Origin of the sequence: Halolamina sp. CBA1230 (assembly GCF_002025255.2) — an archaeon.
Classification (GTDB): Archaea; Halobacteriota; Halobacteria; order Halobacteriales; family Haloferacaceae; genus Halolamina.
In genome coordinates this window covers 2,710,006-2,733,436 of record NZ_CP054587.1, presented here as the reverse complement: position 1 = coordinate 2,733,436, position 23,431 = coordinate 2,710,006, and the positions used below count along the sequence as shown (strand labels likewise).

The 23,431-nt window shown below is 66.3% G+C and carries 20 protein-coding genes; 15 read left to right on the top strand and 5 right to left on the bottom strand.

Going from position 1 to position 23,431, the window contains the following annotated elements:
• The first annotated feature begins 25 nt into the window (after positions 1-25).
• The 4 genes from B4589_RS14290 to B4589_RS14275 are packed head-to-tail and all read left to right on the top strand — an operon-like array spanning position 26 to position 3,694.
• Entirely contained in the window at positions 26-1,057 is a 1,032-nt protein-coding gene (locus tag B4589_RS14290) for a PLP-dependent cysteine synthase family protein (protein WP_255246100.1), read from the top strand.
• A 46-nt stretch (positions 1,058-1,103) separates the two neighbouring features.
• Positions 1,104-1,970, top strand: a complete 867-nt coding sequence (locus B4589_RS14285) for a glycosyltransferase family 2 protein (RefSeq protein WP_079235250.1) — start codon at positions 1,104-1,106, stop codon at positions 1,968-1,970.
• Between the two features lie 3 nt (positions 1,971-1,973).
• Positions 1,974-2,792 carry an FkbM family methyltransferase gene (locus B4589_RS14280; protein WP_217920468.1) on the top strand — a complete coding sequence of 273 codons (819 nt, stop codon included), beginning with the start codon at positions 1,974-1,976 and terminating at the stop codon, positions 2,790-2,792.
• Between the two features lie 20 nt (positions 2,793-2,812).
• Entirely contained in the window at positions 2,813-3,694 is an 882-nt protein-coding gene (locus tag B4589_RS14275; protein WP_303625876.1) for a glycosyltransferase family 2 protein, read from the top strand.
• Here the strand turns inward: B4589_RS14275 and aglG are convergent.
• Positions 3,684-4,622, bottom strand: coding sequence for a glucosyl-dolichyl phosphate glucuronosyltransferase (aglG, locus tag B4589_RS14270; protein ID WP_079234894.1), 939 nt, complete (start codon positions 4,620-4,622; stop codon positions 3,684-3,686). The genes B4589_RS14275 and aglG overlap by 11 nt on opposite strands.
• 158 nt (positions 4,623-4,780) lie before the next feature.
• Here aglG and B4589_RS14265 point away from each other — a divergent pair, with 158 nt between their 5' ends.
• The 4 genes from B4589_RS14265 (at position 4,781) to thrS (ending at position 12,654) form a co-directional block, all read left to right on the top strand.
• Positions 4,781-8,164, top strand: a complete 3,384-nt coding sequence (locus B4589_RS14265; protein WP_079234893.1) for an oligosaccharyl transferase, archaeosortase A system-associated — start codon at positions 4,781-4,783, stop codon at positions 8,162-8,164.
• Entirely contained in the window at positions 8,164-9,108 is a 945-nt protein-coding gene (locus B4589_RS14260; RefSeq protein WP_255246099.1) for a DUF368 domain-containing protein, read from the top strand. Before B4589_RS14265 ends, B4589_RS14260 begins: the two co-directional genes overlap by 1 nt.
• Before the next feature lie 1,387 nt (positions 9,109-10,495).
• Positions 10,496-10,657, top strand: coding sequence for a hypothetical protein (locus tag B4589_RS14255; RefSeq protein ID WP_255246098.1), 162 nt, complete (start codon positions 10,496-10,498; stop codon positions 10,655-10,657).
• A 71-nt stretch (positions 10,658-10,728) separates the two neighbouring features.
• Positions 10,729-12,654: a threonine--tRNA ligase gene (gene thrS, locus B4589_RS14250; RefSeq protein ID WP_079234892.1), complete on the top strand. Its 1,926-nt coding sequence runs from the start codon at positions 10,729-10,731 to the stop codon at positions 12,652-12,654.
• Here thrS and B4589_RS14245 read toward each other — a convergent pair whose 3' ends face one another.
• On the bottom strand, positions 12,655-12,810 hold the full coding sequence (locus B4589_RS14245; protein WP_158081188.1) for a hypothetical protein: 156 nt from the start codon (positions 12,808-12,810) through the stop codon (positions 12,655-12,657).
• Positions 12,811-12,896: 86 nt separating this feature from the next.
• Between B4589_RS14245 and B4589_RS14240 the strand changes: the two genes are divergently transcribed.
• The 5 genes from B4589_RS14240 (at position 12,897) to B4589_RS14220 (ending at position 18,640) form a co-directional block, all read left to right on the top strand.
• Complete coding sequence (locus B4589_RS14240; RefSeq protein WP_079234891.1) at positions 12,897-14,087, top strand: alanine--glyoxylate aminotransferase family protein; 1,191 nt, start codon at positions 12,897-12,899, stop codon at positions 14,085-14,087.
• Positions 14,088-14,212: 125 nt separating this feature from the next.
• A complete protein-coding gene (locus tag B4589_RS14235; protein WP_079234890.1) occupies positions 14,213-15,499 on the top strand; it encodes an ABC transporter substrate-binding protein in 1,287 nt (428 codons plus the stop codon).
• Between the two features lie 21 nt (positions 15,500-15,520).
• Positions 15,521-16,570, top strand: a complete 1,050-nt coding sequence (locus B4589_RS14230) for a carbohydrate ABC transporter permease (protein WP_079234889.1) — start codon at positions 15,521-15,523, stop codon at positions 16,568-16,570.
• A complete protein-coding gene (locus tag B4589_RS14225; protein WP_079234888.1) occupies positions 16,567-17,469 on the top strand; it encodes a carbohydrate ABC transporter permease in 903 nt (300 codons plus the stop codon). The genes B4589_RS14230 and B4589_RS14225 overlap by 4 nt, the downstream gene beginning before the upstream one ends.
• A gap of 22 nt (positions 17,470-17,491) precedes the next feature.
• On the top strand, positions 17,492-18,640 hold the full coding sequence (locus B4589_RS14220; RefSeq protein ID WP_079234887.1) for an ABC transporter ATP-binding protein: 1,149 nt from the start codon (positions 17,492-17,494) through the stop codon (positions 18,638-18,640).
• Here B4589_RS14220 and B4589_RS14215 read toward each other — a convergent pair.
• Entirely contained in the window at positions 18,637-19,083 is a 447-nt protein-coding gene (locus B4589_RS14215) for a universal stress protein (protein WP_079234886.1), read from the bottom strand. The two genes, B4589_RS14220 and B4589_RS14215, sit on opposite strands and share 4 nt — an antisense overlap.
• A complete protein-coding gene (locus B4589_RS14210; protein WP_079234885.1) occupies positions 19,080-20,186 on the bottom strand; it encodes a Gfo/Idh/MocA family protein in 1,107 nt (368 codons plus the stop codon). The genes B4589_RS14215 and B4589_RS14210 overlap by 4 nt, the downstream gene beginning before the upstream one ends.
• A 218-nt stretch (positions 20,187-20,404) precedes the next feature.
• Here B4589_RS14210 and B4589_RS14205 point away from each other — a divergent pair, with 218 nt between their 5' ends.
• Complete coding sequence (locus tag B4589_RS14205) at positions 20,405-21,361, top strand: ROK family protein (RefSeq protein ID WP_079234884.1); 957 nt, start codon at positions 20,405-20,407, stop codon at positions 21,359-21,361.
• Here B4589_RS14205 and trmB read toward each other — a convergent pair.
• The gene (gene trmB, locus B4589_RS14200; RefSeq protein WP_079234883.1) at positions 21,358-22,389 is read right to left on the bottom strand and encodes an HTH-type sugar sensing transcriptional regulator TrmB; all 1,032 of its coding nucleotides are present in this window, start codon (positions 22,387-22,389) and stop codon (positions 21,358-21,360) included. The two genes, B4589_RS14205 and trmB, sit on opposite strands and share 4 nt — an antisense overlap.
• Before the next feature lie 106 nt (positions 22,390-22,495).
• Between trmB and B4589_RS14195 the strand changes: the two genes are divergently transcribed.
• Positions 22,496-23,407: a dihydrodipicolinate synthase family protein gene (locus B4589_RS14195; protein WP_079234882.1), complete on the top strand. Its 912-nt coding sequence runs from the start codon at positions 22,496-22,498 to the stop codon at positions 23,405-23,407.
• Positions 23,408-23,431: the final 24 nt, after the last annotated feature.

Here is a 23,431-nt window from a genome sequence, read left to right as displayed (position 1 = left end):
AACCGGCTTTGCGTTCCAGCAAATAATGGGGGAGGAGAATCCGTTCGACGATATTGCCGACGGCGGAGGCTGCATGATCACGGCGAAGGCGATGCAACAACACCGCGATAAGAGACGACAGAAACACAGTATGCTACCGTACAACATCGAAGACCCTATCCTCTCCCTCATTGGGGGCACGTCACTGATCGAGTATCCGGAACCGCTCGCCGGCGACCTCAGAGTCAAACTCGAAAAAGAGAACCCCACCGGATCAATGAAAGACCGGATTGCTGTCGGCATGATTCTGGAGATGCAACGATCCGGGAAGCTATCCGAGGACGACCTCGTCGTCGAGGCGTCGTCCGGTAACACCGCCGGGGGAGTTGCTCTCGCTGCCAACAGGCTCGGATACGAGAGCGTGATCACCACTCCCGAGACGACGAGCGGGCAAAAGATGGGATACGTCGAGTCCCTTGGTGCCGACCTCGTCACCTGCCCCGACGTTGACTCCGATCACGAGGACCACTATCGGAACCGCGCCCGAGCTATTGCCGACGAGCGTGGTGGCATCTTCCTGAACCAGTACCAGAACCAACTGAACCCGCAGGTGCACGAGAAGTGGACCGGCCCGGAGCTCTGGGACCAGACCGACGAACTGACTCACGTCGTCTGTCCGATGGGGACCGGTGGAACACTGTCGGGGATCGGGAAACACATCAAGGAGCAGGACCCGTCCGTCGAAATCGTCGGCGTCGACGCCGAGAAATCGAACATTAGTTCTGCCTTCTACGGCGACGAGCCGGTCGAGTACAGCACTCGAATCGAGGGACTTGGAAAGAGCGGTGAGACACCGACGATGTGGTTCGACTACATCGATCGCGTCGAGTCTGTGGACGACGAAACTGCAGTCTCGTTCGCTCGAACTGCCGCGACCGAACACGGTCTCCTGATCGGCACGTCCAGCAGCGCCGCGCTGAAAGTCGCTCGTGACATCGCCGAGGACGACGAGGACGCTCATGTCGTGCTGATCGCCTGTGACGGCGGCGAGCAGTATTTCGATATCTTCACGAATTAGCCTGTTCTGGTGTCGATGGGATGAACCCTGACATTCCGTGGTCATCATGATATCTGTGATAATTCCCGTGTTCAATGACCCGGAAGGGATCAAAGAGACACTACGTTCGTTGACGGAACAATCCAGCCATCCCGAGTACGAGATCATCGTCGTCGACAACGACTCGACGGATTCGACACCAGATGTGATTAGAGAGTTCGAAGAGGGATACCCCGATCTCGTGTTTGGCCACTCCGAAACGGATATCCAGAGTTCGTACGCCGCTCGGAATACCGGAATCCAACATGCGTCTGGGGAGGTTCTTGCGTTCATCGATGCAGATGTCACGGTGGGTGAACGCTGGGTAGCGGATATCTCCGAAAAGTTCCGGAGTTCAAGTGTAGACTACCTCGGTTGCAACGTCGAAATGTATGTTCCCAACGGCGAGGACTCGATCTGGGCACGATACGATGTTGCGATGGGACTTCCGGTGCAACACTATCTGGAGACCAAACGATTCGCTCCCACGTGTGCGCTGGCGGTGCGTCGGGAGGTGATCAAGCAGGTCGGACAATTCGACGAAACGCTGGTTTCTGGTGGTGACAAGGAATTCGGGAAGAGGGTCAGCGATCGTGGCTTTACTCTCGACTACGCACCTGATATAGTCGTAGAGCACCCTGCTCGCACTTCCCTTGTTTCCTTGATGAAGAAGGCTGACCGAATCGGTGAGGGGCAGGTGCAACTCTGGAAGCGACACAGCCTCGCCATGCATCCGGTATCCCCACTTCGCTTACTACCTCCCTCTCCTGAAAGAGTCAAGAACAGGACCCAGAGCAGTCAGCTTCCTCTGGGGATCTATTTGATCTCCTATCTTCTGAAGGTGATCCAGACACTACGCTCGGTAAGGATTTATTTCCGTCACATCTTGAGGTAGTCGGTGCGGTTTCTGGATTCGGAAAACTTAGAACGGTACGAGCCGCCCTTTACAAGAAGAATGGCAAATTCCGTATTTTCCTCTATCACAGATCATCTGGAATGGCGACTCCTTCAACTCCGTTACCGGCTCAACTCCGGAACAGTCAAGAGATCAGTCGGGGAGATAGAGTCCTCGTTCAACGTGGATTCTTTCCGTGAATTCTTACGAGTCACCGACTACCAAGACGAGGATTTCGTGATCGAGTGCCTTCTGGAACGGGTCCGTCCGGACGACGTTTTCTGGGACATTGGCGCGAACATCGGCACTTATTCGTGCTACGTCGGACAGAAGGTGGAGCGAACTATCGCAGTCGAACCGTTTCCTGACAACGCTCGACGAGCACAGAAAAACTGCCAGCTGAACGGTATCGATGCTACCATCGTGAAATACGCTCTCGGTGAGCACCGAGAGAAGGCCAGCTTAGCGCCCCCGGAGTCGGATCAAAGCGTTGCCGGGGTCGGTACATTCTCACTTCAGAACACCTCCACAAGTTCCGAATCCATCGACGTGAATGTCGTTCCGGGCGACGAACTGGCCCGAGAGGAGTCCCTTCCCCTTCCGGACGTGATGAAAATCGACGTCGAAGGGGGAGAACTCGATGTACTCGAAGGGTTCGACAATGGACTCCGAAACGCGAGGATCGTTCTAGTGGAGGTACATCCCAGCCACGTTGAACAATCCGAGGTGACCGATGTGTTGGAGTCTGGAGGGCTCTCAGTGGAGGTCCTTCGACAGCGTAACGACGAAGTTCACTTACTCGCAACGCGAACAGACGAGTGACCCGAGAGTCCAATGTCTCCGTGGTCATTCCGGTGTACAACGATCCTGCTGGGGTTTCGGACACACTTGACTCCATCACCCAATCGGTAACGCAACCTGCAACTCTCGAAATCCTCGTCGTCGACAACGGCTCCACCGACGACACCCGCGACGTAATCCGCAACTACACTCAAGACCACGAAAACGTTCACCTCCTCGTTGAGGACGAGATCCAGGGTTCCTACGCCGCCCGCAACAAAGGTATCCAACACGCCGACGGCGACGTGCTCGCCTTCATCGACGCCGACGAGACTGTCGACGACGACTGGCTCGAAACCGCCCTCCAGGCGATGGACGAACAGAACGCCGACTACCTCGGCTGCAACGTCGAACTCACGCTCCCCGAGGACACGCTCGTCGGTCGGTTCAACGCCCGCACTGGGTTCCCCGTGAAGCAGTACCTCGAGAACGAACACTACGCGCCCACGTGCGCGCTGCTCGTGCGCCGCGAGGTGTTCGAGGACGTGGGCACCTTCGACAGCCGACTCATCTCCAGCGGCGACCGGGAGTTCGGCGAGCGCGTCCACGAAGCCGGGTACGAACAGGGGTACGCCGAGGACGCTGTCGTCTACCATCCCGCGCGCACCAGCTTCGACGCGCTGGCGAAGAAGAACTTCCGTGTCGGCCGAGGGTTCTGTCAGAAACAGCGCTACTACCCGGACCGATTCGGCAATCCCGGTATTCCACCGACGCCCAGTGGGGACGACATCGGCGACGGCGACGAAAACGACCCCGACTCCACCTTCACTCGCCTGGCGTTCGTGTTCCTCTCGATCGCCATGCTCGCCTGCCGTGGCCTGGGCTACTACTACGAGTTCCTCCTCGGCGAGAAACGCGACGACGTCCCGGCGCCTACGAGTTAGCCTTCTCCACCACGTCCGGCGTCAGGATCGCGTACAGATACCCCAGCCCCACCGCACCAGTGAACACGAAGATCGCGAGCAACTGCTTCACCGCCGCCGCCGACGGCGACCGCACCAGCCCCTTCAGCCGCCCCGGAACGCGCTCCGTCATCAACTGCTCCAGATACGCGCTCTTGTCGTCGGGCGCGTCCGGATACAGCAGATCCATCACGCGTTTGGAGTACCCCTGCCAGAACGAGCGCGACACCAGCCAGTCGAACTCCCCGCGGTAGTCGAACAGCGTGTGATTGACCACCGCGTCCTCGGTGAACACCATCCCCCGCCCGTACTCCTCGAGCAGTCGGACTCCCACGGGTGCTTCGTGGGCCTGCAGATGTTTGTCCCCCTTCCGCCCCGTGTTCGGGTCGTAGCCGCCGACCTCCAGAAAGTTCTCGCGCCGGTAGGAGATGTTCGAGCCGTACGTGTTCCGGACCTCCTCGCCGTCTTCTGCGAACCCCGGTTCCACACAGCCAACGAGCCAGTAGAACTCCTCCGGGAAGAACTCCGGTTTCTCGGTCTGCCAGTTGGGCCTCACGTCGCCGCCGACGGCGATGGCGTCCGTCTCCTCGTACACCTCGACCAGCTGTTCCACCCAGTCCGGTTCGGCGGCGGCGTCGTCGTCGATGAACGCGACGATCTCCCCCGACGCGAGCTCCGCGCCCTTCGTCCGACTGTAGGAAATCCCGCGGTTCTCGTCGTTGTTGTGGCAGACGACGTTCTCGATACCCCCGTACGCCTCGCGCACGCGTTCGAACACGGTTTCGTTACCGTCGACGACCAGCACGATCTCGACCGGCTCGTACGTCTGCTCGAGCACACTGTCGACCGCGTCGCAGAACACCTCGTACCGATCCATCGAGTACGTGCAGATGACGACGGAGACCTTCATTGGCGGCGGCTACTCGTGACACCCGCAAAAAGCGTTCGACTCCTCCATCGCAGCGATATCGGACGGGCTCGCTCCCTGCACCCGAGGACTCACCGACGACGACGCCTCGCTCAGAGCGATACACAAACCTTATCCCCTTTTTGCTACGATTCACGCCAATGAGTTCGCGCAGCGAACATGACGACTTACTCCAGTCACTCCGCCATACGGCAACTGACTGGTATCACGTCCCCGCGCTCCTCCTCGCGATGGCGTGGATGTTCTGGGTCCGAATGCAGAGCTACTCCCGGTTCCTCCAAAACAACGAGGTGTACTTCTCCGGGAACGACGCCTGGTACCACCTGCGACAGAGCACGTACAGCACGCTGAACTTCCCCGGCGTCATGCCGTACGACCCCTGGACAGGGTTCCCAGTTGGCGTGTTCGCGGGACAGTTCGGGACGCTCTACGACCAGCTGATCGCCCTCGTCGCCCTGATCATCGGCCTCGGTTCCCCGAGCGAGACTCTCATCGCCAAAGTCCTCCTCGTCTCGCCGGCCGTCTTCGGTGCCCTCGCCGTGGTCCCCGTCTACTTCATCGGGAAACGGTTCAGCAACCGCATCGGCGGCCTGTTCGGCGTGTTCCTCCTTGCGCTCCTTCCCGGCCTGTTCCTCCGGCGAACGCTCGTCGGCGCTGCTGACCACAACGCGGTCGAGCCGTTCTTCATGGGAATGGCGATGGTCGGCCTGTTCGGCGCCGTGGCCGTCGCGGAGCGAACCATGCCCGTCTGGGAGGTTGTCCGTGAGGAGTTCGAGTCTCGCGAACTCGATACGACCAAGGAACCGCTCCTGTGGTCCGTCGCTGCCGGCGTCCTGGTCGGCCTGTTTCTCTGGGCGTGGCCGCCTGCCGTGTTCCTGATCGGGATCGTCGGCCTGTTCCTCACAGTGAACGTGATCGCCGATGTCGTTCACGGTAACACTCCCGAGCCGGTCGCCTTCGCAGTAGCCGTCTCGATGGGCGTCACCGGCGTGATGAGCGTCCTCCTGATCGACACGATTGGGACCGGAACGACTGCTCACTCCCTCCTCCAGCCGCTCGCCGCGTTCTCCGTCGCCGCGGCGGCAGTGTTCTTCGCCGCACTCGCTCGGTACTGGGAGCGCGAGGACCTCAACGCGACCTACTTCCCCGTCGCGATCCTCGGGATCGGCGCGGTTGGGACGATCGTAGTTTCGGTCGTCGCGGAGGGGCTGTTCAGCGGCATCACTGGAAACCTTCTGAGTATCGTCGGCTTCAGCGCCGACGCCGCCACGCGAACCATCTCGGAGGCCATGCCGTTCCTCAGCCCCACCTCCATCCAGCAGTACGGCCTCAACACCGGCGCCGAGCGGATCATCATGGAGTACGGGATCACGCTGTTCACCGCGATCCTCGCGGTCATCCTCCTCCACGCCCGCCCGCTGATCCGCAAGGGGACCCAGCGCGCGTACACCTACCTCGTCGGCAGCCTGGGCGTCGCCGCGCTGATCTTCCTGACGCCGCTGCCGACCATGATCGGTAACGTCCTCGGCGTCGACCACCAGGTGCTCGGCCTGCTGATCGTCGCTGCGCTCCTCGCCGGAGCCCCACTCATCGCCGAGTACGAGGCGACCGACCTGCTGTTCGTGACCTGGGCCGCGTTCATCACCTCGATGGCGTTCACCCAGGTTCGGTTCAACTACTACCTCGCCGTCGTCGTCGTCGTCGCGAACGCGTACCTGTTCGGGCGCGTGCTCGACTACATCGACGTCGACAGCGCGCTGCGGGCGGCCGATATCGAGGTCCGCACGATCGGGCTCGCGACGGTGCCGGTCGTGTTCGGCCTGCTGCTGCTCGACTACCGCCTCGCGGCGGTGACCGTCGCGGCTGCCACCCTCGTCGGCGCGATCATGTTCGTCGAGGAGCTGGAGGGCCACCAGGTGCTCACCATCGCCGCCGTCCTACTACTCGTCGCTGCCCCCGTGCTCGCGGTGCCGGTCACGCTCGGCGGGACGCCCGGTAGCCCCGGCATACAGACGTCGACGTCGGTCCAGGCCGGCAACAGCACCGGCCCCGGCGCCATCCTCGCGTGGCAGGGCACGTTCGACTGGATGCAGAACAACACCCCCGAGGAGGGGAACCTCGGTGGCGCTGGGAACGCCGAGGACATGGACTACTACGGCGCTTACGAGAAGACGGACGACTTCGAGTACCCCGACGGCGCGTACGGCGTGATGTCGTGGTGGGACTACGGCCACTGGATCACCACCCAGAGCCAACGCATCCCGAACGCCAACCCGTTCCAGCAGGGCGCGACCAACGCCGCGAACTACCTGCTCGCGCCCAACGAGAGCCAGGCCCAGGACGTGCTCGACCGCCGCGCCCAGCCGGGTGAACAGACCCGCTACGTGATGATCGACTACCAGATGGCCTCGGTCACCTCGAAGTTCAGCGCGCCGGTGACGTTCTACGACGACGCGAACGTCTCCTTCAGCGACTTCGCGCCGCCGGTGTACCAGCTCAACGAGACCGAGCAGGGCGCGTTCGTCAGCGGCTCCGCCCGGACGTACGAGCAGCGGTACTACGAGAGCATGATGGTCCGACTGTACCGCTACCACGGCTCCGCGCAGGACGTCCAACCGTTCGTGGTCGACTGGGAGATGACCGAGCTGACCAACCAGAACGGCGAGACGTTCGATGCACGGACCGTGATGTCGGACGAACAGCTGATCCAGCGCTTCCCCAACATGAGCGCCGCCCGTGCGTACGTCGAGGAGGACGGCAGCGCACAGATCGGCGGCGTCGGCCCGTTCCCGCAGGAGGACATCCCCGCGCTGGAACACTACCGGCTGGCGAAGGCGAGCCAGGCCCAGAACCGCAACTTCCAGAGCAACGACATCCGGCAGGCCCGGCTGGGCGCCCCCCAGCTCTACGGGCTGATCTACCAGCAGGCGTCCACCACGCCCTCGTGGGTGAAGACGTTCGAGAAGGTGCCCGGCGCGACGATCGAGGGGTCGAACGCGCCCGCCAACACCGAGGTGACCGCCTCCGTCCAGATGCGGATGCCCGCCTCGAACGAGACGTTCACCTACACTCAGCACGCCCAGACCGACGAAGACGGTGAGTTCACGCTGACGCTGCCGTACTCGACGACGGGGTACGACGAGTTCGGCCCCGAGGACGGCTACACGAACGTGAGCGTGCGCGCGGTCTCGAACTACACCGTCTCGTCGCCGGCGACGATCAACGAGAGCGGCTACCGGATCCAGTACGGTCAGCAGTTCGACGTCGCCGAGGGGAAGGTGCTGGGCGTCGACGAGGAGCCCAAGCAGATCACGCTCGAACGCCGGACGCAGGCGCCCGAGGGTGCCGAGAACGGGAGCGAGAACGACACCACGAGCGGGAACGCCAGCAGCGTCGCCGCGCCCGACCGCCCCGTGACGGCTGAGTCGGCGGACGGCTCGACGACCACCGGGAGCGTCGACGCCCCGAACACGATCGGCGTCGCGGTCGACACGCTCGCCCCCGCCGCACGCCCAACGAACTAATGGTCGGACGGGAGTCGCTCGGCGTCTACCTTCGCGGGATCGCGATGGGCGCCGCCGACGCGGTGCCCGGCGTCTCCGGCGGGACGATCGCGCTGCTGACGGGGATCTACACCCGGCTGATCGACGCGATCACCGCCGTCGAACCCGACCGACTGCTCGACATCGTCGCCACGCCGCTGCCCGACCGCCGCGCCGACGGGATCGACGCGTTCCGGGAGATCGACGGGATCTTCCTCGCGGTGCTGGGGCTGGGGATCGCCACCGCCGTGGTGACGGTCTCCCGCGTCCTCGAGCACGCGATGGCGGCGTACCCCGCGGCGACGTTCGGCGGCTTTTTCGGCCTGATCGGCGCCTCGGCGTGGCTGCTGCGCCGCGAGATGCAGTTCGACACCCGCGGGCGACAGGCCGCCGCGCTGGCAGGGTTCGCGATCGCGTTCCTGCTCTCGGGGCAGGCCGAGGGCGCGCTGGGCCACGGCCCCGTCGTGACGTTTCTCGCCGGGACGGTGGCGGTGAGTGCGATGATTCTCCCGGGGGTCTCGGGATCCCTACTCCTGCTCCTGCTGGGGCAGTACGCCTACATGATCGATCACCTGAATGCGTTCATCGATGCGCTCCTCGCAGTCGCACGTGGCGGCACAGTTGCGCTCCCGCGGGGGACACCGACGATCGTCACGTTCCTCGCGGGCGGCGTCGTCGGCCTGTTCACCGTCGCACACGCGGTCCGGTGGGCGCTCGACCACTGGCAGACGGCGACGATGACGTTCCTCGTCGCGCTGGTCGTGGGCGCGCTCCGGGCGCCGGTCGTCCAGACTGGCCAGCGACTTGAGGCCGGATGGTCTCCGGCAGCGATCGGCCTGTTCGCCGTCGCAGCGGTCGTCGGCGCCGCCGTCGTCATCGCGATCGAGCGCGCGGCGAGCGGGGAGATGGTGACGCCAGACGCGTAGGCCGCCCAGCGTCGCGGAGCAGTGACTGCCCCAAGCGATTGCTGGTGCGGACGTCTCGGTGCTTACCGCCACAGCAACGGCCACCGTCCCGCCGAGTGTGGCCTGTGCGCCACGCAGCGGTGACGGTGGCTGCTGCAGCGAACTACAGAGCTGGGCACATCCGCAACAACCGCCTTGGCGGCACAGCGTACAAGCCACGCGCAGCGCCGCTCCAGCGATGCCGTGGGGCCCCGTGAGAATCACGGTGTGAAGGAACTGGTCAGCCGACGTCGCGCTCCGCCCGACTGTAGCCCGGCACACTGGCTACCCCCGCTGGATGGTGATGCTGTCGTCGTGTGACACATAGCGAGCGGAAGCCCACCTCTTCAGGGGTGGGTGTGAGCGACACCACGGCCGACCGTTCCGCCGTCGATGGCTGTCTGCATCCCCAATCCTTAATCTGCCGGCAGCCGTATACAGCGGTAGGCAAGACGGCGAAAACGTGGCAGTTGGGTTGGGGTCTGCCCGGCGGACGAAAGGCTACCACACCGTTCCAGCGAGGGCGTCCACGTGGCCCGCAAGGGCAATCAAAAAGCAACCCTGCGCCGGCTTGGGACGCACCGCCATCGGTGGCGGTGCGTCGGGTCGATGGCCCGGCCCGCGGCCCGGTGAGCAACCGGGGACGACGGTCGCTGGGAGTGGATACGGCCCGCGAGGGCGAACACGCCAAACCCCGGATGGGGCCAAACCAGACCCCCGCGAACCGGAGTACCCGCAAGGGGAAATTTGCCACCGGGTGCGGTATCACCAGGATGCCTACCGCGCGTGGAATCCCACGGCTGAAGCCGTGGGAGGAGGTCAATGCTCTCGCACTGGCGATTCAGCGAGTCAGGACTGGGCGTCGACGACCGAGCACCGCTTGAGCCACGCATGCCCATCGACGCGTAGGAGGCCGAAGATGATCCACGCTGTTTCAGTCTCGCTGTGCCCGGCACACGGCGACGAATCGCCAGCCGTCACGGGTCTGTAGTTCACCCAGTGTCGCACTCGTCGACGGGGCGCCGTGTCGGCCGATTGTGGCTCGATCGTGATCGCTGCCCCGTTGACTGGTTGCTACGCGGCCCGGCGGTTGGCTTTCAGTCTCGCCGCTGGAGTGGTTCACTCTGCTCACTCGCTGCTCCGGTATTCACCAGCGTGAGTCAGACTGCCTACAGCTGTCTCGAACGATGGCTTTCCGGACTGATAACCGTCTGTAGTTTCTTTACCCCCCCAACGAGAGCGCGACAACGTGGGACGGCCGGTTCAGGGTCGACGAGGAACCCGGTGACTGTCGGTCCAGCCTCATCGCGATCGTATTCGGCGAACCGGCGTCACTGTTCCCCAGACGCCGACTATCGTCACCTTCCTTGTGGGCGATGTCTTCGGGCTGTTCACCGTCTCCCACGGCGTGAAGTGGGCACTCGCGCGTCGCCGGGCGGCGACGATGACGTCCCTCGTCGCGCTGGCCGTCGGCGCCGCGGCCGTGATCGGCATCGAGCGCGCGGCGGGCGGCGAGGCGGTCGAGATCTGAGTGGAAAGCGTTGCGGAGCTCCGCCAACGCGTCTCAACAAGCCTTAATCCCCGTGGGGAGTTGCGTGGCGTATGAGCCAGATCACGGTCGTACTCCCGGACGGATCCGAACTCTCCGTCCCGGACGACGCCACGGTCGAGGACGCGGCCTACGAGATCGGCCCCGGACTGGGGGCGGACACCGTCGCGGGGGTCGTCGACGGCGAACTCGTCGCGAAGGAGGAGACGCTTCACGACGGCGCCCGCCTCGAGATCGTCACCGACCAGTCCGACGAGTACCTGGACGTGCTGCGCCACTCCGCGGCCCACGTGTTCGCGCAGGCGCTCCAGCGGCTCCACCCCGAGGCGAAGCTCACTATCGGCCCGCCCACGGAGGACGGCTTCTACTACGACGTGACGGCGGTCGACCTGGAGGAGGAGGATCTCGACGCGATCGAGGAGGAGATGGACGCGATCGTCGAGGCCGACTACGACATCGAGCGGGTCGAACGCTCCCGCGAGGAAGCGTTCGAGAAGTACGAGGACAACCGCTTCAAGCGGGAGATCCTCGAAGAGGAGGCCGCCGACGCCGAGACGGTCAGCTTCTACCGCCAGGACGGCTGGGAGGATCTCTGTCAGGGCCCCCACGTCGAGTCGACCGGCGAGATCGGCGCGACGGAGCTGCTCAACATCTCCTCGGCGTACTGGCGCGGCGACGAGGAGAACGCGACGCTGACCCGGGTGTACGGGACGGCGTTCGAGTCCGAGGACGATCTGGAGGAGTTCCTCCGGATGCGCGAGGAGGCCAAGGAGCGCGACCACCGCCGCATCGGCCAGGAGATGGACCTGTTCTCCGTCCCCGACGTGACGGGGCCGGGGCTCCCCCTCTACCACCCCGCGGGGAAGACGATCCTACAGGAGCTGGAGGACTACGTCAACGAACTCAACCGCGAGGCGGGGTACGAACAGGTCGAGACCCCCCACCTGTTCCGCACCGAACTCTGGAAGCAGTCGGGCCACTACGACAACTACCGCGACGACATGTTCCTCCTCGAGGTGAACGACGAGGAGTACGGGCTGAAGCCGATGAACTGCCCGGGCCACGCGACCATCTTCGATCAGTCGTCCTGGTCCTACCGCGACCTGCCCGAGCGCTACTTCGAGAACGGCAAAGTGTACCGCAAGGAGCAGCGCGGCGAGCTCTCCGGGCTCTCCCGGACGTGGGCGTTCACCATCGACGACGGCCACCTGTTCGTCAAGCCCGAGGACATCGAGGCCGAGGTCCGGGAGATCATGGAGATGATCTTCACGCTGATCGGCCAGTTCGATCTCGAAGTCGACGTCGACCTCGCGACCCGCCCCGAGAAGTCCGTCGGCAGCGACGAAATCTGGGAGACCGCCGAGGAGCAGCTCCGGGAGGTGCTCGACTCCGAGGGGTACGACTACGGGATCGAGCCGGGCGACGGCGCGTTCTACGGCCCGAAGATCGACTTCTCGTTCCGCGACGCGCTCGGGCGCTCCTGGGACGGCCCGACGGTCCAGCTCGACTTCAACATGCCCGAGCGGTTCGACCTGACCTACACGGGCGAGGACAACGAGGACCACCGCCCGGTGATGATCCACCGCGCGCTGTACGGCTCCTACGAGCGCATCTTCATGGTGCTGATCGAACACTTCGACGGCCAGTTCCCGCTCTGGCTCGCGCCCGAGCAGGTGCGCATCCTCCCCGTCTCCGACGACGCGCTGGGGTACGCCCACCGCGTGAAAAACGAGCTCTCGGAGTTCCGCGTCGAGGTCGAGGATCGGGACTGGACGGTCGGCCGGAAGATCCGGCAGGCTCACGACGACCGACTGCCGTACATGATCATCGTCGGCAGCGACGAGGAGGAGAGCGGCACCATCTCGGTCCGGGACCGCTTCGAGCGCGAGGAAGACGGCGTCGACCCCGACGCGTTCCGCGAGCATCTCGAAGCCGAGTACGACGAGAAGCGCGTCGAACCCGACTTCCTCGACGAGTAATCAGGGCGGGAGGAACGCCATCACGAACCCGACGAGCGAGCCGACGAGGAGGAGGACGGCGACGAGGATCGCCGCCCACTTCCGGCCGTTGCCGCGGAGCGTGGGCGTCTCCGAGGGGTAGAACGGCGAGAGCGCGCCTCTTGATTCGTCGTCCATACCCCCTTCTTCGCGCCGGAGCGCCATCAACCCTCGCCGTTTCCCCTACCCTCGATTTTTAGCCGTCTCAGGCGAAACCCCCGCGCATGCCCGACAAACCCGACGTCGGAGAGCTCTCGCCGCCGAACCGCACGCTGATGGGCCCCGGCCCCAGCGACGTCCACCCGCGCGTCCTGCGGGCGATGTCCACCCCACTCGTCGGCCACCTCGACCCGTCGTTCGTCGAACTGATGGACGAGGTGCAGGAGCTGCTGCGCTACACGTTCCGCACCGACAACGAGTGGACGATCCCCGTCTCCGGCACGGGGTCGGCGGCGATGGAGGCCGCCATCGGCAACGTCGTCGAGCCCGGCGACCGGATGCTCGTCCCGACGAACGGCTACTTCGGCGGCCGGATGGCCGAGATGGCCCAACGCGCGGGCGGCGAGGTGGTCGAGGTCGACGCGCCGTGGGGTGAGCCACTCGATCCGGAGGACGTGGCGGCGGCGTTCGACGAGCACGGCGATATCGACGTGTTCGGGTTCGTCCACGCCGAGACGTCGACGGGCGTACTCCAGCCGGACGTGCCCGAACTCACCAGCATCGCCCACGAGCACGACGCGCTGGTCATCGCCGACACCGTCACCTCGATCGGCGGCGTCGAACTCCGCGTCGACGAGTGGGGGATCGACGTGGCGTACGCCGGCCCGCAGAAGTGTCTCTCCTGTCCGCCGGGCGCGTCGCCGCTCACGCTGAACGACGCGGCGATGGAGAAGGTGCTCGCCCGCGAGGAGGACGCCCGCTCGTGGTACCTCGACCTCTCGCTGCTGGAGGGGTACTGGGGCGACGAGCGCGCGTACCACCACACCGCGCCGATCACGAACGTGTACGCGCTGCGGGAGGCGCTCCGCCTCGTCGCCGAGGAAGGGATCGAGGAGCGCTGGGCGCGCCACCGCCGCGTCGCGGGCGCACTCAAGGCCGGCGTCGAGGCGATGGGGCTGGAGATGAACGCCCCCGACGAGTACTGGCTGCCGAGCCTCAACGCCGTGCGCGTGCCCGACGGCGTCGACGACGGCGAGGTGATCGACTACCTGCTCGACGCCTACGACCTCGAGATCGCCGCCGGCCTCGGCGATCTGGAGGGCGACATCTGGCGGATCGGCTGCATGGGCCACTCCGCGAACCCCAAGAACGTCACGCTCGTGGTGAGCGCGCTCGGCGACGCGCTGAGCCGACAGGGCGCCGACGTGGACGTCGGCGCGGCCGTCGAGGCGACCGCGCGGGAACTGGAAGAGTAGCGAGCGTCCCATCCCCCTGATTTCTCCCGGAAGAACGCCCGAACAGCGCATGCTGTCTCGGGGATGACCGATCCGTGAGGCAGTACCACAAGATTTACTCGTAAGTGTGTATACGTTCGTCACATATGTCCTCAGACACGAACGAGGCGGGACGCTCGCGGCGGAGCGTGCTCGCGTCCGCCGCGGCGGTGGGTGCGACGGGACTGGCCGGCTGTAGCAGCCTCACCGGCGGCGGTGGCGGCGGCGGGCAGAACCCGATCGAACTGCTGCACGCCTGGTCCTCGGGCGACGGGAACGCGGCGATCGCCGCGCTCATCGAGGGGTTCCAGGAGGCCCACCCCGACGTGGAGTTCGCGGAGGAGCCGGTCAACGGCGCCGCGCGGGGCAACCTCGATCAGGTCGTCGCCAACCGCCTGCAGGCGAACGACCCGCCGAGCACGTTCCAGACGTGGCCCGGTGCGACGCTGACGAAGTTCGGCGACGCCTACGCGGGCATCGAGGAGGACGTCTGGACCGACGATATGGAGGAGAACTACCTCGAGGGGCCCAAGAGGCAGGCCAAACTCGACGGGACGTACGTGACGGTGCCGCTCAACATCCACCGCATCAACAACCTGTTCTACAACACGGCGGTGCTCGAGGAGGCCGGCGTCGACCCCGAGTCGCTGTCGGCACCCGCCGACGTGGTCGAGGCGTGCGCGGCGGTCGCGGAGAACACCGACGCGGTGCCGTTCGCTCAGCAGACCAGCAGCCCGTGGTCGACGATCCAGCTCTGGGAGACGGCGCTGCTCGCCCAGGCCGGCGTCGACGGCTACACGGCGTTCACCGAGGGCGAGGGCGACGTCGATCAGGTCCGCGCGGCGCTGGAACACGTCGTCGAACTCAGTGAGTACTACCCCAGCGACGACTCCTCGATCAGCTTCACCGAGGCGAACACGATGGTGATGGAGGGTGACGCCGCGTTCATCCACCAGGGCGACTGGGCCGCCGGCGCCTACAGCGGCGACGACGGGTTCAACTACGGCGAGGACTGGGGGCAGGTCACGTACCCCGGCTCCGAGGGGAGCTACCTGCTCAACATGGACTCGTTCCCGTACTTCGACAACAACCCCTCGCCGGAGGCGACGAAGACGTTCCTCAACTACTGCGGCAGCGCGGAGGGGCAGGTGCTGTTCAACCGCGAGAAGGGGTCGATCCCGCCCCGCGAGGACGCGGACGTCTCGGAGCTCAACGAGTTCCAGCAGGACCAGTACGAGGACTTCACGGGCGCGGACAGCCAGCCCCCGTCGATCCAGCACGGGCTGGCGGTCTCCCCCGAGATCAAGACGAACATCACCAGTGCTTTCAGCGGCTTCCTCGAAGACTACGACGCCGACGCCACCGCGGAGGCGCTCGTCGGCGCGTTCGAGTAACGGCCAACTGGAAGCACAGGTATGCGTGATCCGATAGCCACACTCCGCGACCGCTGGTCCGACAGCGACGCCCGCGCCGACGGGGGATCGACCGCCTCCGAGTCGGAGCGGTCGCTGCTCTCGCGGGACTCGGTGCGGTCGGCCCCGTTCTGGCTGCCGCCGTTCCTGCTCGTCGGACTGTTCGTGTACGGCGCCGTCGTCTGGAACGTCCTGCTCTCGCTGACCGACTTCTCCGGCATCGGCGAGCCCGACTACACGGATCTGGACGTCGAGAACTACGTCGTCGCGTTCGCCGATCCCGTCGACGGGTTCCTCTCGATGTTCGGGATGGGGGGCGAGGTGAACGGGGCGACGCCGACGTGGTCCGACCTCACCGTCGAACCGGTGTGGAACTCGCTGGGGAACACGATCGCGCTGATGGTCGGGTTCGCGGCGGTCTGTCTCGCGGTGGGCCTGCTGCTCGCGATCCTGGTCGACCGCGGGGTCCGGTTCGAGAACACGTTCCGAACGATCTACCTGCTGCCGATGAGCCTCTCCTTTGTCGTCACGGCGAAGTTCTGGCTCTACATGTACAACCCCGACACGGGACTGATCAACGTCGTCCTCGGGGCGTTCGGGATCGGCCCGATCGCGATCGTCCAGAACCCCGATCTGAAGCTGGCGGCGGTCGCGTTCGCGCTGATCTGGCAGTTCAGCGGCTACGCGATGATCGTCTACCTCGCCGCGCTGCGTGGCATCCCGACGAGCCACTTCGAGGCCGCCCGCGTCGACGGCGCGAGCACCGTGAAGATGTACTGGCGGGTGATCGTCCCCCAGCTCCGGACCGCGACCGTGAGCGCGCTGGTCGTGATCATGGTGTTCGCGCTCAAGGCGTTCGACTTCCTGTTCTCGATGTACGGCGGCTACCAGCCCGGTCCGTCGGCGGACATCCTCGCGACGCGGATGGTCCGGGAGGCGTACGCCAACCAGAACTGGGCGTACGGCTCGACGATCGCGGTGATCCTGTTCGTGATGGCGCTGTGCATCGTCGCACCGTACGTCTACTCGCAGTACCGACGGGGTGAGCTATGAGCACGAGCGACGAGCGGTCCGCCCGGCTGAAGCGGATCACCCTCTACGCCGTGCTCGTCGGGATGGCGGCGTTCTACCTGTTGCCGATCCTGACGGGGCTGTTCACCTCGATCAAGAGTCCCGCGAGCTACACGGGGCAGGCGCCGTTCCTCCCGCCGCTGGAGCCGCTGCTCCCCGAGACCGGCTCGTTCTCGCTCCAGCCGTGGGGGAACGCGTTCGACGGGCTCGCCCGCGGGCTCGCGAACAGCTTCATCCTCGTGATCCCCGCGACGATCCTCTCGGGGCTGTTCGGCAGCATGGCCGCCTACGGGCTGACCAACGTCGACTGGCGCGGCCAAGTCGGCGTCTACGCGCTGTTCGTGGCGGGGATCTTCATCCCGTACCAGGCGGTACTGGTGCCGCTGACGCAGTTCTGGTACAACGTCGTGCCGCTCCAGGCGCTCTTTGCCCCGTTCGCGGCGCTGCCGCTGGTCCAGGCGTACCACTGGAAGCTGGTGGCGCTGATCGTCACCCACACGGCCTACGGCATCCCGATCTGTACGCTGCTGTTCCGAGCCCACTACAAGAAGCTCTCCGACGAGATGATCGAGGCCGCCAGGCTCGACGGCGCCTCGGTGTCGACGATCTACCGCCGGATCGTGCTGCCGCTGTCGGTGCCGATGTTCGCGGTGGTGTTCATCTACCAGTTCACCCAGGTCTGGAACGACCTCCTCTTTGCCCTGACGATCGTCCAGTTCGGCGACGCGTCGGTGGTGACACAGGAGCTGGTCGGGATCGGGGTGTCGCAGGCGGGCACGAACTTCCCGCTGCGGATGGCGGCCGCGTTGCTGGCGGCGCTTCCGACGCTCGTGGTGTACATCCTGTTCGGCGACAAGTTCGCCGAGGGGGTCACCACATGAGGCTGTTCAGAGGTGATTCACGATGGCAGAACTAACGCTCGACTCGGTAACGAAACTGTTCAACGAAGGGGGAAGCGACGAGGTCGTCGCCGTCGACGACGTGTCGATGGCGATCGAGGACGGCGAGTTCCTCGTGCTCGTCGGCCCCTCCGGCTGCGGGAAGTCGACCACCCTCCGGATGATCGCCGGGCTGGAGACGGTGACGGCGGGCGATATCCGCCTGGGCGAGCGGACGATCAACGATATGCCCCCCGCGGATCGGGACATCGCGATGGTGTTCCAGTCCTACGCGCTCTACCCCCACATGACCGTCCGGGAAAACATGAGCTTCGGGCTGGAGGAGTCCACCGAGATGCCCGACGACGAGATCCAGTCCACGGTCGAGGACGCGGCCGCGATGATGGACATCGAGGAACTGCTCGACCGCAAACCCTCGGAGCTCTCCGGCGGCCAGCAGCAGCGCGTCGCGCTCGGCCGCGCGATCGTGCGCGACCCGGCGGCGTTCCTGATGGACGAACCGCTGTCGAACCTCGACGCGAAGCTCCGGGCGACGATGCGCACCGAACTCCAGCGTATCCAGGACGATCTGGGCGTGACGACGGTGTACGTCACCCACGACCAGACCGAGGCGATGACGATGGGCGACCGCATCGCCGTGCTCGACGACGGCGTGCTCCAGCAGGTCGGCACGCCGCTCGAGTGCTACCACACACCCAGCAACCGCTTCGTCGCGGGCTTTATCGGCGAGCCGTCGATGAACTTCTTCCCGACGACGCGGAACGGCGACGAGCTCTCGGGCGAGCGGTTCAGCTACTCGTTGCCCGAGGGCGTCGCCGCCGAACTCGGCGACGCGACCGACGTGACCGTCGGTATCCGCCCGGAGGACGTCGAGTTCGCGGCCGACGCCGACGCGACCGGCGACTACGAGTTCGAGTGTGTCGTCGATGTGGTCGAACCCGTCGGCGAGTCGAACAACGTCTACCTCCGCTTCGCGGACGCGCCGGAGGGGGAGACGTTCATCGCCACGATCAGTGGGATGCGCACCGTCTCCTCGGGCGACCGCGTGGTCGCCGCCATCCCGCCGGACGCGATCCACCTGTTCGACGACCGCACCGGCGAGGCACTGAAGAACCGCTCGCTCGACGACGTCGAGGGTGTGACGCCGACCTAGGGCGCCCTGACGTACGTCACCGGACAGGGCGCGTTCGAGAGGATTTTCTGGGCGGTCGAGCCGAACACCGTCTTCCCGGCGGCCGATCGCCCCCGCCCGCCGACGACCACCATGTCGGCGTCCGCTTCTTCTGCGAGTTCGAGCACCTTCTCGCTCGTCTCACCGACGGCGCCGTGAGCCTCGTACTCGACGCCGGCGTCGTCCAACAGCGACCCGACCTCCCTGATCGTCGCGTGCCGTGCGGCGACGTCGCCGGGCGTCACCTCGGCGTCGGGGTCGAGCTCGAGTTGGTCTTTTACCGTCTCGTACCCCTCCTCGGAGAAGACGTGGAGGAGCCGGACGGTCGCGCCCGCCGGCCCGGCCACGTCGACGGCGGTCTGTGCGACCGACTTCGTCCGATCAGCTTCGCCGCTGACTGCGACCAGTATCGTCTCCAGACTCATCGGACACCCACCTCCTCGCCGGCGTCGGCGCTCCGTTCGACCGCATCCAGCACCCGCTGGACCGCGAGACCGTCGACGAACGCCGGCGCGTACGGCTCCCCGTCGTCGACCGCCGCGAGGAACGCCTGGTTCTCGTGGACGAACGTGTGCTCCCAGCCGAGGACGTGCCCCGGCGGCCACCAGTTCTCGAGGAACGGGTCGTCTTCCTCGGTCACGAGCACCGTCTCGAACCCGCGGTTGCCCGGGCGGTACAGTTCGAGTTCGTTCAGGCGTTCGAGCGAGAACCGGAGCGCTCCTTCGGTCCCCTCGATCTCGATCGTGTGGTCGTTCTTCCGGCCGACGGCGACCCGGGAGGCTTCGAGCGTGCCGGCGGCGCCGCTCTCGAACCGCACCTGCGCGCTGAAGGCGTCGTCGACGGTCACCGGCTCGGACCCCTCGCCGTCGGCTGCGGGGCGCTCGTCGACGAACGTGGTGGTCTGCCCGCTCACGCGCTCGATATCGCCGACGAGGTACCGAACGAGATCGACCGTGTGCGCGCCGAGATCCCCGAGTGCGCCGCTGCCCGCGCGCTCGGCGTCGGTTCGCCAGCTCGCCGGCGCCTCGGAATCGACCAGCCAATCTTGCAGGTATCGCCCTCGGAACTGCCGGATATCGCCCAGTTCGCCCGCGTCGATCAACCGCTTCGCGTACTGGATCGCCGGGACGTATCGATAGTTGAAGCCGACCGCCGCGGGGGAATCCGTGTCGCTCGCGGCCGCGGCCATCCGCTCGGCGTCTTCGAGCGTCGGTGCCATGGGTTTCTCACAGAGTACCGCCGTCCCCGCCTCGAGCGCCGCGATCGTTGGCTCGGGATGGACGTGGTTCGGGCCGAGGTTGTAGAAGACGTCCACCTCGTCGACGACGTCTCGCCAGTCCGTCGCCGTCCGGGCGAAGCCGAGTCGGTCGGCCGCCTCGGCGAGCGCGGCCTCGTCCCGCCCCACGAGCACGTCGCGTTCGACCGCCGGCGCATCCGGGACGAACATCGGTAGCCGCGCGAGCGCGTTCGCATGAGCCTTCCCCATGAACCCGTACCCGAGCATCCCGACCGAGAGCGGGTCGCTCATGGTACGATCCCTCCCGGCGTCGTCGCCGCTTCGCGGTCCGGTACGGCCGACAACCAGCCGGCGGCCGTCGACTGCCCGGCACTCGCTGCGGAACTGGTCATGACTGTCACACCACACGGTTGCGAGCGACGCGTAAGAAATTTACTTACCTTCGAATCAATAGTTCACAGGATGCGCTGGCACCGAGTCCGGACGCTGGGGAGGCGAGCGCCCCGCAGATGACCGCGTGGTACGCGGCGGTCGATCTCGGTGCGAGCAACGTCAAAGCCGTCATCGGTGACAGCGACGGCACCGTCGTCAGTCGCGCGGGCCGGCGAACTCCGCACGGGCCGGACGGCGACGCGGTCGTCGACGCGATGGTCGCCGCCACGCAGGAAGCGCTCTCCGACGCCGACGTCACGGCCGAGGAGATCGTCCGCTGTGGTGTCGGCTCGATCGGCCCGCTGGACAAGGCGGCCGGCGAACTGGGCCGCTCGGCGAACCTCGGCCCGAACGTCGATCGCGTCCCGCTGGCGGATCCGCTGGCGGACCTGCTCGACGCCGACGTGACTGTGGTCAACGACGCCAACGCGGGCGTGATCGGCGAGCGCTTCTACGCCGACCGGAGCCCCGACGACATGGCGTACCTCACCATCTCCTCGGGGATCGGCGCGGGCGTCGCGGTCGACGGCCGCGTGCTCTCGGGGTGGGACGGCAACGCCGCGGAGGTCGGCCACTTCACCGTCGACGCCGGCGGGCTCACCTGTGGCTGTGGCGCCGACGGCCACTGGGAGGCGTACTGCTCGGGGACGAACATTCCACAGCACGCGCGGTACGTCCACGAGACAGAGGACGTGCCGACGGGGCTCCCGCTCGACGAGATCGACGCGAAGGACGTGTTCGCCGCCGACGACGAGGACCCTCTCGCCGGGCGGGTGATCGAGCGCGTGCAGGCGTACAACGCCGCCGGCGTCGCGGATCTGGTCCACGCCTACGCCCCGCTCGTGGTGTACGTCGGTGGCGCGGTCGCCCGGAACAACCCCGAGCAGGTCGTCGAGCCAGTCCGGGAACGGCTCCCCGAACTGGTGATGACGAACGTGCCGGAGGTCCGACTCACCACGCTGGGCGACGAGGCGGTCGTCCGCGGCGCGCTCGCGGCCGCGATTACCGCGAGCGACTCCTCACGACGCCGTTAGGCACGCTCGATCGTGATCTCGTGGGCCTCGACGTCCTCCAGCGCCGCGACCCGGCCGCCGACCCGGATCTGCCCGTCCTCGGTGTCGAGCGTGAGCGAGACGATCGATTCCTCGTCGTTGCGGGTCGTGTCGACCACTTCACCAGCCACATTTCTCGATTCGCCCGTCAGCACGTCCCGGCCCTCGACGCTCGCTCGGAGCGTCCCGTCGAGCGCCTCGATCTCCTCGACACAGCGTCGGAGCGACGCGTACCGCCGCGGGAGGCTCCGGTCCGGCGTCGCCGCCAGCGTCTCGCCGGAGGCCCACAGCACCGTCGACGTGAACCCCGAGACGAGGAAGCCGAGTTCGGAGCGGTTGAACACCACGCCGTAGCGCTCCTCGCCGCGGCTGACCGCCTCGCGGGTCGCGTACAGCGAGAACTCCCCGTCGCCGACCGCCGCGACGGGCGTGGTGACGCCGCGACGCGAACGAGCCGTGGTCGCCACTTCGGTGTAGTCGTACTCGTCGGGATCGGGTACCTCCGCGGCCGGGGAGACAAGCAGTTCGATGGTGACGCCGGCGTCGCGCTTGGCCTCGAGTTCGGACTCGAACTTCGCCAGCAGGTCCGGCGTCAGCGACAGCAGGAGTTCGAACTCCGCGGACTCGATCACCTCCCCCAGGTAGCGCTCGATCGTCACGGGCGATTTGATCAGCGTGACCGCCTCGGCGTCCCGTGCCGGCGCGGTGTAGCGCTGTTCGAGCCCGCTGACCAGTTCGTCCAGCGAGGACCGGACGTCGCCGAACGCCTCCTCGGGTTCGATGGCGAGCACCTGCATCGGGCGGGACTCCTGCAGTTCCACGAACCCGTGGTCCGCGAGGCTCCGCACCGTGTCGTACACGCGGGGCTGGGGGATTTCGGTCCGCTCGGCGATCTCGGTGGCGGTCAGCCGACCGTGTTCGAGCACGGCCAGGTACGCCTCGATCTCGTACTCGCCGAAGTCGAACGTCTCCCCGACCCGCTCCAGCGCCCCGCGCAGGTCGTCGTGCATACTCGGTGGGAACTCCCCCCGGACCATAAACACCCGCCGTCCCGTTCACTCGGTATCGAGTACCCGTGTCGGTAGTTCCAAGGGCGCGCCGCGCCTCCCGTCGGCCATGTCCGCACCCACCCCCGGCGCGGCCGACCCGCTCTCGCTTCGCGGCGTCGTCCCGCCGACCGTGACGGCGTTCGACGACGACGGCGTGCTCGACGCCGAGACGACCGCCGCCCACGCCCGCTTCGTCGTCGACCGCGGCGTCCACGGCGTGTTCCCCCTCGGCACGAACGGCGAGTTCGCGCTGCTGGGTCCCGAGGAGCGCGACGCGGTCGTCCGCGCCGTCGTCGACGAGGTGGGCGACGAGGTGCCCGTCATCGCCGGCGTGGGTGAGCCAGCGACCCACCAGACCGTCGAGCGCGCGACGGCGGCCGAGGCGGCGGGCGCCGACGGCGTCGTCGTCGTCACGCCGTACTACTACCCGCTCGACGGCGACGCGGCGGTCGAACACTACCGCACGGTCTGTGCCGCCGTCGACTGCCCGGTGTACGTCTACCACATCCCCTCGAAGACGGGCAACGACCTCTCGCTGGAGACGCTCGACGACATCGCCGCCATCGACAACCTCGCCGGCCTGAAGGACTCCTCGAAGGACGTCCCGTGGCTGGGCCAGGCCGTCGCCGCCCACGACGACCTCACGTTCCTCGCGGGGTCGGACTCGCTGCTCAAACCGGGGCTCGACCTCGGCTGTACCGGGATGGTCTCCGCCGTCGCGAACGTCTTCCCCGAACTCGTGGTCGACCTGTACGACGCCTACGACGCCGGCAAGACGGAGCGGGCAGCGGACCTCCAGGAACAGGTGTACGAGGTTCGCTCCGCGATCAAACGCGGGCCGTACATGGCCGGCGTGAAGGAGGCGCTCTCGATCCGCGGGTTCGACGCCGGGCCGCTGCGCTCGCCGCTCCGCCGGATGGACGACGAGGCTGGCGAGGCACTGCGGGCGGATCTGGCGTCGCTGGGGCTGGTGGAGTAATTTTTTACTACGCGTGTAGTAACC

What these genes read in the sequence shown, in the direction of transcription:
- B4589_RS14240 (WP_079234891.1), top strand. Translation starts at nt 12,897, where the DNA reads ATGCCCGACAAACCCGACGTCGGAGAGCTCTCGCCGCCGAACCGCACG.
- aglG (WP_079234894.1), bottom strand. Translation starts at nt 4,622, where the DNA reads ATGAAGGTCTCCGTCGTCATCTGCACGTACTCGATGGATCGGTACGAG.
- B4589_RS14290 (WP_255246100.1), top strand. Translation starts at nt 26, where the DNA reads ATGGGGGAGGAGAATCCGTTCGACGATATTGCCGACGGCGGAGGCTGC.
- B4589_RS14205 (WP_079234884.1), top strand. Translation starts at nt 20,405, where the DNA reads ATGACCGCGTGGTACGCGGCGGTCGATCTCGGTGCGAGCAACGTCAAA.
- B4589_RS14215 (WP_079234886.1), bottom strand. Translation starts at nt 19,083, where the DNA reads ATGAGTCTGGAGACGATACTGGTCGCAGTCAGCGGCGAAGCTGATCGG.
- B4589_RS14235 (WP_079234890.1), top strand. Translation starts at nt 14,213, where the DNA reads ATGTCCTCAGACACGAACGAGGCGGGACGCTCGCGGCGGAGCGTGCTC.
- B4589_RS14265 (WP_079234893.1), top strand. Translation starts at nt 4,781, where the DNA reads ATGAGTTCGCGCAGCGAACATGACGACTTACTCCAGTCACTCCGCCAT.
- B4589_RS14210 (WP_079234885.1), bottom strand. Translation starts at nt 20,186, where the DNA reads ATGAGCGACCCGCTCTCGGTCGGGATGCTCGGGTACGGGTTCATGGGG.
- B4589_RS14220 (WP_079234887.1), top strand. Translation starts at nt 17,492, where the DNA reads ATGGCAGAACTAACGCTCGACTCGGTAACGAAACTGTTCAACGAAGGG.
- trmB (WP_079234883.1), bottom strand. Translation starts at nt 22,389, where the DNA reads ATGCACGACGACCTGCGCGGGGCGCTGGAGCGGGTCGGGGAGACGTTC.
- B4589_RS14245 (WP_158081188.1), bottom strand. Translation starts at nt 12,810, where the DNA reads ATGGACGACGAATCAAGAGGCGCGCTCTCGCCGTTCTACCCCTCGGAG.
- B4589_RS14230 (WP_079234889.1), top strand. Translation starts at nt 15,521, where the DNA reads ATGCGTGATCCGATAGCCACACTCCGCGACCGCTGGTCCGACAGCGAC.
- B4589_RS14195 (WP_079234882.1), top strand. Translation starts at nt 22,496, where the DNA reads ATGTCCGCACCCACCCCCGGCGCGGCCGACCCGCTCTCGCTTCGCGGC.
- B4589_RS14285 (WP_079235250.1), top strand. Translation starts at nt 1,104, where the DNA reads ATGATATCTGTGATAATTCCCGTGTTCAATGACCCGGAAGGGATCAAA.
- B4589_RS14260 (WP_255246099.1), top strand. Translation starts at nt 8,164, where the DNA reads ATGGTCGGACGGGAGTCGCTCGGCGTCTACCTTCGCGGGATCGCGATG.
- B4589_RS14225 (WP_079234888.1), top strand. Translation starts at nt 16,567, where the DNA reads ATGAGCACGAGCGACGAGCGGTCCGCCCGGCTGAAGCGGATCACCCTC.
- thrS (WP_079234892.1), top strand. Translation starts at nt 10,729, where the DNA reads ATGAGCCAGATCACGGTCGTACTCCCGGACGGATCCGAACTCTCCGTC.